This window comes from Streptomyces sp. NPDC028991, from assembly GCF_055564775.1.
The window spans coordinates 23,519-33,101 of sequence record NZ_JBVHVP010000040.1; the positions used below are offsets into that span (position 1 = coordinate 23,519).

At 75.3% G+C, this 9,583-nt stretch carries 3 protein-coding genes; 2 read left to right on the forward strand and 1 reads right to left on the reverse strand.

The features are described from left to right. The first annotated feature begins 169 nt into the window (after positions 1 to 169). Both ACZ4V1_RS34875 and ACZ4V1_RS34880 read left to right on the forward strand, forming a co-directional pair. Positions 170 to 1,174, forward strand: a complete 1,005-nt coding sequence (locus ACZ4V1_RS34875) for an ATP-binding cassette domain-containing protein (RefSeq protein WP_468344842.1) — start codon at positions 170 to 172, stop codon at positions 1,172 to 1,174. Between the two features lie 129 nt (positions 1,175 to 1,303). After that, complete coding sequence (locus tag ACZ4V1_RS34880; protein WP_468344845.1) at positions 1,304 to 2,152, forward strand: ABC transporter permease; 849 nt, start codon at positions 1,304 to 1,306, stop codon at positions 2,150 to 2,152. A gap of 492 nt (positions 2,153 to 2,644) precedes the next feature. Here the strand turns inward: ACZ4V1_RS34880 and ACZ4V1_RS34885 are convergent. Then, positions 2,645 to 9,583 (reverse strand): type I polyketide synthase (locus tag ACZ4V1_RS34885; protein WP_468344848.1); only part of this gene is annotated, 6,939 nt, incomplete at its 5' end.

Below are 9,583 nucleotides of genomic sequence, written 5' to 3' on the forward strand. Positions count from 1 at the left end.
GCGGGCACCGGATGCGTGCCCGGCCGGTCGCCGGCCGACCTGCCGACCTCCCGACCTCCCGACCTGCCGACCTGCCGACCTGCCGACCTGCCGACCTGCGCGGAACGTACTCCGTCTTCCACCGGCCGCCCTTCACCCGGCGCGGCCCCACCCAGCGGGAGCACACTTCATGAACGGGACCGTCACGCCCATCGCCGCCCGGTCCGGGCCGGCCGGTGGGCCCGGTGACCTGATGATCGAGGCCGACGGCGTCACCAAGTCCTTCGGCCCGGTCCAGGCCCTGCGCTCGGTGAGCGTCAGTGCCCCCCGGGGCACGGTCCTGGGGCTGCTCGGCCACAACGGCGCCGGGAAGACCACCCTGGTCAACATCCTCACGACGGCGCTGCCGCCCACCTCGGGGCGGGCCGCGGTCGCCGGGTACGACGTGGCCCGCCAGCCCGTCGAGATCCGCCGGCGGATCGGGCTCACCGGGCAGTTCGCCTCCGTGGACGGGCAGCTCGGCGGACGCGACAACCTCGTACTGATCGCCCGGCTTCTCGGCGCCGGGCGACGGGCGGCCCGCGCACGCGCCGACGAACTCCTGGAGCTGTTCCAGCTGACCGAGGTCGCCGACCGGCGTGCGAGCGGCTACTCCGGCGGCCTGCGACGCCGCCTCGACCTGGCCGTGTCACTGGTCGGCGCGCCCGCGGTGCTCTTCCTCGACGAGCCGACCACCGGCCTGGACCCGTCCAGCCGGCTCAACCTGTGGGAGATCGTCGAGGGTCTGGTCGAGCAGGGCACCACGGTGCTGCTGACCACGCAGTACCTGGAGGAGGCCGACCGGCTGGCGGACTCCATAGCGGTGCTGTCCGCCGGGCGGGTAGTCGCCGCCGGGACCGCCGCGGAGCTGAAGGCGACCGTCGGCCGCCGCACGGTCACCCTGGCCCTCGAGACCGGCGAGGACCGGAACGCGGCGGGCGCGGCACTGCGCGGCGCGGGATTCGCCCCGGTGTCCGGCGAGGAGGACCCCCGGGCCGTCGTCGTCCCGATCGACGCCACCCGGGAGATCGCCGAGGTCGTCCGGGCCCTGGACCAGGTGGGCGTCGAGGCCACCGAGCTGGCCTTCGGCGAGCCCACCCTGGACGACGTGTACCTGGCACTCGCCGATCAGTCCGCGTCCCGCTCGCCGGCGTGAGGCCCCGGGCCCCCGCCGGGGGCCCGGACGGCCCCGACGACGCACACCCACAACGCACACCCACCACCCGACCACCGCGACACGACCCGGCGGGCGGAACCGCGCCCGACGTCTCCTGTGGAGGACCCCGTGACCACTCAACTGCCCCCGGCCCCCCGTCCGGCCGCGCCCCGGACCGCGGTCGGCACGGCGCCCGTGTTCGGGGGGACGTCGCTCCTCGCTCAGATACGGATCCTGACCGGGCGGTCGCTGCGGGCCATGGTGACCGACCCCGGCATCGTCCTGTTCGGCCTGATCCAGCCGGTGGTCATCCTGTTCGTCCTGACCCAGGTGTTCAGCAAGATGGGCATGCCGCCGCACTTCCCGGAGGGTGTCAGCTACCTCGACTACGTGCTGCCGGCGATCCTGGTGGACAACGCCGCCCAGTCCGCGATGCAGTCCGGTGTGGGTCTCGTGGAGGACCAGAAGAACGGCATGGTCGCCCGGCTGCGCTCGCTCCCCGTGCACCCTGGGGCGCTGCCGGCCGCGCGCAGCCTGGTGGGGCTGGTGCGCGCCACCGTGCAGGTGCTGATCATCATGGTGCTGGCGATCACCGTGCTGGGCTACTCCCCCAACGGCGGCGCGGCCGAACTGGCGCTCTCCGCCGGACTGACGGTCTTCATCAGCTTCTCGCTGGGCTGGGCGTTCATAGCGGCCGGTGCCTGGCTGCGGCGGGCCGAGCCGCTCCAGAACCTCGCCCTGATCGTGATCTTCCCGCTGATGTTCGCCTCCAGTGCGTACGTCCCCGTCGCCGACCTGCCCGACTGGCTGGCCGCGGTCGCCGCGGTCAACCCCTTGACGTACGCCATCGACGCCAGCCGCGCGCTCGCCCTGGACGTGCCCGGCCTGGACCACGCGATCCCGTCCGTGCTGATCAGCGCGGTGATCGCCCTGGCCGGCATGGTCGCCGCCCTGCGCGGCTTCCGCCGGCCCCTCTGACTCCCGCACGAAACCCCCCGGAGTGCGGGCAAGGCGAAGGCCCGCGGACGCACACCCCGTGTCCGCGGGCCTTTGCCTTGCCGTCCCCGGTCCGCGGGCTCCGCCCGCCGTCCCGGTGCCCGCGGCCGTGGGGTCGGACCGTCCGGCTGCCCGCCGCCCGCCCCGGGCACGCGATCTGCCCGGACGGGCACGGCGTCCCCGCCGACGCACGAGCACGCCGGTGCCCACCAGGTCTGTCGCGCCGGTCGCACCGCACGCCCGCCCGGGAAACGGTCGCCGCGAACGCGGGAAGCGGGTAGGGCGGGGCGTCAGGGCGTCACCCCACCGGTGGGGACAGGGGGACCGGGTGCACGGACCTCCGGATACCGCGGGGCCCGGTGCCGGTGGCACCGGGCCCGGCGGGTCGGCCAGCGGGTCGGTCGGCGAGTCGGTCGGCGGGCCGGGCGTCGCTCCGGGCTGCGGGCCGCAGCAGGCCCGCAGCCCGGAGGGAGGTCAGGAGAGCCCGAGTTCGTTGTCGAGCATGTCGAACATGTCCTCGTCGGAGGCGGAGTCGAAGTCGAAGGACTCGTCCCCTGCCTTCTCCCCCGGCGCCGTGCCCGCCTCGGTCCGCAGCGACTGCCACTTGCTGCGGAGCACCTCCAGCCGGCCGGCCACCTGGTCGAAGAGGGCACCGAACTCCTCGCTGCCGGCCTCTATGCCGGAGAGGCCGCGCTCCAGCTTGTCCAGTTCCGCCAGCACCGCTTCGGCGCCGTCCGCCGCGGCGGGGGCGACCTTGGCGTACAGGTGGGCGACGAGTTCGCTGGGCGTCGGGTAGTCGAACAGCAGGGTGGCCGGCAGCCGGACGCCGGTGAGGGCGCCGAGCCGGTTGCGCAGTTCCACCGACGTCAGCGAGTCGAAGCCCAGGTCCTGGAAGGCGCGGGTCGGTTCGACGTCGGCCAGGCCGGCGTGGCCGAGGACGGTCGCGATCTGACCGCGCACCAGGTCGAGGAGGACTTCCTGGCCTTCGGCCGGGCTGAGCCCGGTGAGTCGCCGGGTGAGGTCGGCGGCCGCCGCGGCGCTCGCCGCGGTGGCGGTCCGGCGGGCCGGGGTCCGGATCAGCGACCGGAACAGCGGCGGCACTTCGCCCAGGGACCGCAGGGCGCCCAGGTCCAGTCGCACCGGGAGGACCACCGGGGCGGACCCCGCGGGTCCGGTGACCGTGTCGAACAGGGCCAGGCCCTGCTCGGGCGTCATCGGCGGCATGCCCGCCCGCGTCATGCGTGCGATGTCCGCCTCGGTGAGCTCGCCGGTCATGCCGCTGCCCCGGGTCCAGGGGCCCCAGGCCATCGACACCGCGGGAAGTCCGCGGTCCCGGCGGTGGCGGGCCAGCGCGTCGAGGAAGGCGTTGCCCGCCGCGTAGTTGGCCTGTCCGGCGCTGCCGAGAGTGCCGGCCACGGAGGAGAACAGCACGAACGCGTCGAGTTCCAGGTCCGCTGTGGCCTCGTGCAGGTGCCAGGCGGCGTCCGCCTTGGGCCGCAGGACGGAGGTGAGCCGCTCCGGGGTGAGCGAGTCGACGACTCCGTCGTCCAGGACGCCGGCCGCGTGGATCACCGCGCGCAGCGGACGGTCGGCGGGAATGTCCGCCAGCAGTGTTTCCACGGCCGTCCGGTCGCCGACGTCGCAGGCCACGACGGTGACCCGGGCCCCCGCCTCCTCCAGGGTGGCGGTGAGCTGCCCGGCGCCTTCGGCGGCCGGGCCGCGCCGGCTGACCAGGAGCAGGTCGCGGACGCCGTGTGCGGTGACCAGGTGGCGTGCGACGGCGGCGCCCAGACCGCCGGTGCCGCCGGTGACGAGGACGGTGCCCTCCGGGTCCCAGCCGGCCGGCACGTCCGTGGTGGGCGTGTCCGTGAAGGACGTGTCCGTGCCGGGCGCAGTCGTGCCGCGTGCGGGTGTGCCGGGTGCGGGCGTGCCTGGTGCGGGCGTCCGCACCAGGCGGGGTGCCAGCAGCCGGCCCGCGCGCAGCGCGAGCTGCGGTTCGTCGGAGAGTGCCGCGGCCCGCAGGGCCGCCGTCCCGCCCGCCGCTGCCGCCGGGTCCGTCGCTCCGGCCGGGCCGGTGGCGGCGGGCTCCAGGTCGAGCAGGGCGAACCGGCCCGGGTGTTCCGCCTGGGCGGCGCGTACGAGTCCCCAGACCGCGGCGGCGGCCGGGTCGGCACCATCGGTGGCGCCCCGGGTCACGACGAGCAGGCGGGAGGCGGCGAACCGCTCCTCGGCGAGCCAGCCGCGGACCGTTTCCAGGACCCTGACGGTCGCCGTGCGAGCGGCCGCCGCCGCGTCGTCGGGCACGATCCGGCCGTCCGTGCCCGGCTCCGCCGCGGGGGCGGTGCCGACCGGCAGCAGGACCACCGGCGGCACACCGCCTCCGGCCGGTTCGCCCGTGGTGCCACCGGCGTGGTCACCGAGGTCGGTGAGGCCGGACACCCGCTCGACGTCGGCGGTCCCGAGCAGAGCGGCGTCGGGGCCGAGCACGGTGAGGGGGCCGGACACCGCGTCGGTGCGCGCGGCAACGTCACCGGCGTCCGCGACGGGCATCCAGTCCAGGGCGAACAGGGAGTCGCGGCCCGCGCCGCCCACGCCGCCGAACTGTCCGGCGGCGACCGGACGGGTCACCAGGGAGGCGACCGTGGCCACCGGGGCGCCCGTGGTGTCGGCGACGGCGATGGCGAGGGTGCCGTCGTCGGCGCGGGACAGCCGCAGCCGTACGGCGGAGGCGCCCACGGCGTGCACGGACACCCCGTTCCAGGAGAACGGGACCTGGCCGGGGCCCGTGTCCTCCCCTGCCGTGCCGCCCTCGTCGCCACCGGCCAGCGCGCCGGCGTGCAGTCCGGCGTCGAACAGGGCCGGATGCAGGGTGAACGCCCCGCCGTCGGCGCTCTCGGGCAGGGTTGCCTCGGCGAAGACCTCGCCGTCCCTGCTCCAGGCGGCCCGCAGGCCCCGGAACACCGGTCCGTAGACGAACCCGGTGTCCTCGAAGCGCTCGTAGAGTCCGGTGACGTCGAGCGGCTGGGCCTTCTCCGGCGGCCACACCGTGGCGTCGAAGCCGGTGGCGGGGGTGTCCGCGGGGCCGGACGCCAGGGTGCCGTCGGCGTGCGAGGTCCAGGGTGCGCCGGGGTCGTCGGTGGGCCGGGAGTGGATGCCGACGGTGCGCCGCCCCGACTCGTCGGGGGCGCCGACGCCGACCTGCACCTGGACCGTGCCCCGTTCGGGCAGCACCAGCGGCGCGGCCAGCGTCAGTTCCTCCACGCGGTCGCAGCCGAGGACGGTGCCCGCGTGGACCGCGAGTTCGAGAAGGGCGGTGCCGGGCACCAGGACGGCTCCCATGACGCGGTGGTCGGCGAGCCACCCGTGGGTGGCCTGGGAGAGCCGCCCGGTGAACAGGTGGCCGTCGGTGCCGGCGAGTTCCACCGCGCCGCCGAGCAGCGGGTGGTCGGCGGGCGCGAGCCCCGCGGCCTCCGCTGCGGCGCCCCTCGCCATCATCTCCGCGGGCCAGAAGCGGCGCCGCTGGAAGGCGTAGGTGGGCAGGTCGGCACGGCGGGCGCCGAGTCCGGCGAAGAACGCCGCCCAGTCGATGCGGACACCGTGGCCGTGGAGTCGGGCGAGGGCGTCCACCAGGGCTTCCTCACCGGGCACGGTGCGACGCTGGGCGGCGACCGTGACGGCCTCCTCGGGGAGCGACTCGCGGGCCATGGCCGCCGCGACGCCGTCGGGGCCGAGTTCCAGGAAGCGGGTCGCGCCGGCCTCGTGCAGGGCGCGGACGCCGGCGGAGAAGCGGACGGCCTCGCGGACGTGCCGCGTCCAGTACTCGGCGGTGCACAACTCGTCGGCGTCGGCGACGGTCCCGGTCAGGTTGGAGACGACCGGGAGCGTGGGCCGCTGCGGGGAGAGGCCGGCGACGACCGCGCGGAACTCCTCCAGCATCGGTTCCATCAGCGGGGAGTGGAAGGCGTGCGACACGCGCAGTGCGGTCGTGCGCCGTCCCCGTTCCCGCAGGGCCTCGGCGACGCGTTCCACGTCGTGCGCCGTGCCGGACACCACCACGGACGCGGGCCCGTTGACCGCCGCGAGGGAGACGCCGTCGGTGAGAAGCGGCAGCACCTCCTCTTCGCTGGCCTGTACGGCGGCCATGGCGCCGCCCTCCGGCAGGGCCTGCATCAGCCGGCCGCGCGCGGCGACCAGGGCGCAGGCGTCCGCGAGGGAGAACACCCCGGCGACGTGTGCCGCCGCCACCTCCCCGATGGAGTGACCGGCCACCAAGTCGGGGGTGACGCCCCACGACGCGGTCAGCCGGTACAGGGCCACCCCGAGTGCGAACAGCGCGGCCTGGGCGTGTGCGGTGGCGTCGAGCGCGGTCTCGTCGTCGCCCCACATCACCTCGCGCAGCGGCTTTTCCAGGTGCTCGTCCAGTGCGGCGCAGGCCGCGTCGAACGCCTCGGCGAACACGGGGAACCGCTGGTACAGGTCGCGGCCCATGCCGAGCCGCTGGGAGCCCTGCCCGGGGAAGAGCAGGGCGAGCAGTCCCTCGCCGGCCGTCGTCGCGGGCTCCTCGCCCCGTGCGACGGCGCCGAGCGCGGCGAGCAGGCCGTCCCGGTCGGCGCCGGTGACGGCCACGCGGTGCTCGAAGGCGGTGCGGGTGGTCGCCAGGGAGTACGCGACGTCCACCGGTCGCGGCACCCCGGCCCCGCTGCCGGAGGCTGCCGGGGCGTGCGCCGCGAGGTGGTGGAGCAGCCGCTCCGCCTGGGCGCGCAGGGCGTCCTGGGAGCGGGCGGAGAGCAACCATGGCACGACGGGAGCCGGGTGCCCGCCGGCACTCGCGCCTTCGGTGCGCGCGGCACCGGGTTCGGCTCCGGCCGGGGCGGCGGGCGCCTGCTCGATGATGACGTGCGCGTTGGTGCCGCTGATGCCGAAGGAGGAGATGCCGGCGCGGCGCGGACGGTCGCCGCCCGTCCACTCCCGCGGCCCGGTGAGCAGCTCCACCGACCCGGCGGTCCAGTCGACCTGGTCGCTGGGCGCGTCCACGTTGAGCGTGGCGGGCAACAGTCCGTTGCGCAGCGCCATCACCATCTTGATGACACCGGCGACACCGGCGGCGGCCTGCGTGTGACCGAGGTTCGACTTCACCGAGCCGAGCAGCAGCGGCCGGTCCTCGGGCCGGTCCTGGCCGTAGGTGGCGAGGAGCGCCTGCGCCTCGATCGGGTCGCCGAGCGTGGTGCCCGTGCCGTGCGCCTCCACCGCGTCCACCTGGTCGGCGGCGAGCCTGGCGTTGGCGAGGGCCTGCCGGATGACCCGGCGCTGGGAAGGGCCGTTGGGGGCGGTGAGCCCATTGCTCGCGCCGTCCTGGTTGACGGCGGAGCCGCGGACCACGGCCAGCACCTCGTGGCCGTTGCGGACGGCGTCGGAGAGGCGCTCGACCACGAGGAAGCCCGCCCCCTCGGAGAAGCCGGTGCCGTCGGCCGCGGCGGCGAACGACTTGCAGCGGCCGTCGGGCGCCAGTCCGCCCTGGCGGCCGAACTCGGCGAACACGGCGGGCGTCGACAGCACGGTGACACCGCCGGTGACGGCGAGCGAGCACTCGCCCTGCCTCAGCGCCTGCACGGCGAGGTGCAGCGCGACGAGGGAGGAGGAGCAGGCGGTGTCGACGGAGACCGCCGGGCCCTCCAGGCCGAGCTTGTAGGCGACCCGGCCGGTCACGACGCTGCCGTTGCCGTCGCTGCCCGGATAGTCGTGGTACATCACGCCGGCGAAGACACCGGTGCGGCTCCCCTTGAGCGAGGAGGGATCGATCCCGGCCCGCTCCAGGGCCTCCCAGGACATCTCCAGGGCCAGGCGCTGCTGCGGGTCCATGCCGAGGGCCTCGCGGGGCGAGATGCCGAAGAACCCGGGGTCGAAGTCGGCGGCTCCCTCGAGGAAGCCGCCCTCCCTGGCGTACAGGCCGTCGGGGTGCCTGCCCTCGGGGTCCCGCAGGATCGACAGATCCCATCCGCGGTCCTGCGGGAAGGGGACGATCGCGTCATCGCCGGAGGTGACGAGGCGCCACAGGTCCTCGGGCGAGGCGACCCCACCCGGGTAGCGGCAGGCCATGCCGACGATGGCGATCGGCTCGTGCCGGGCCGCGGCGAGCCTGCGGTTGTCCCGACGCAGCCGTGCGGTCTCCGCCCGGGCGGCGCGCAGGGCGCCGGTGTCGCCGGGGAGGGAGACAGCGGTCGAGCCGGTGGCTTCGGTGTCGTCGAGGCCGGTGCGGGACGCGTCGCGGTCAGCGGTGTCGGCGTCGCTGCCGGCCTCGCCGTCGCGCCCGTCGGTGCCGCCGGTTCCGCCCGTCTCGCCGGTTCCGCCGGTCTCGTCGGTTCCGTCGGTTCCGTCGGTTCCGTCGGTCACGACCGTCTCGGCGTTCTCGAAGGGTCCGTCGTCGTACGCGGCGTAGCCGGGGCCGTCCTCGTCGTCGCCGTCCAGGGCCGCCAGGAGGGCGTCCCGCTCGGTGTCCGGCAGTGCACCGGCGTCGTCGGCGAGTTCGAGCAGCGTCTCGACCAGGCCCGCGTCTCGCAGGCGCCGGGTCGGGATCGACGACAGGGCGCGGCGGATGCCGTCCTCACCGTCCGTCCCGCTGCTGTCCGGGCGGGTCTCCGGGTACGCGGCGGCCAGTTCCTCCTCGATGACCTCGGTGACGGCGAGGGCGTTGGGGTGGTCGAAGACCAGGGTCGCCGGGAGCCGGAGTCCGGTCAGGGTGTTGAGCTGGTTGCGCAGCTCGGTCGCGGCCAACGAGTCGAAGCCCAGCTCCTGGAAGGCCCGGTCGGCACCGATCACCTCCGCCGAACCATGCCCGAGCACCGAGGCGACCCGCTCCCGCACCAGACGCAGAACCGCACGATGCCGCTCGGCCTCCGGAAGCCCTGCCAGCCGACGGGCCGGCGACTCCCCACCAGTGACACCGGCACCCGGCAGCACCGCGGCCGCCGTACGCCTCACCGGCGCCAACGCCCGCAACAGAGCAGGCACCTCGTCGGTACGAGCACGCAGGGCCGCGGCATCCACCCGCAACGGCACCACCGTCGCCTCACCACGGCCCAGCCCCCGCGCGAACAACGCCAGACCCGCATCACGGGAAAGCACCGGCAGACCCTGCGCAGCCATCCGCCGCCGGTCCACCCCCGACAAGTACTGACCCAGACCAGCACCCACATCCCAGAACCCGAACGCCATCGACGTCGCCACCAGCCCCTCGGCCCGACGCCGCGCCGCCAACGCGTCCAAGAACACATTCGCCGCCGCATAGTTGCCCTGCCCGGCCGTCAACACCAGACCACCAGCAGAAGAGAACAACACGAACGCCGCCAACTCCACACCCACCGTCGCCTCATGCAGCCACCACGCCCCATCAGCCTTCGGCCCCAGCACCCCGTC

Excerpts from the sequence above, each read along its gene's own strand:
- ACZ4V1_RS34875 (WP_468344842.1), top strand. The coding sequence starts at position 170 with ATGAACGGGACCGTCACGCCCATCGCCGCCCGGTCCGGGCCGGCCGGT.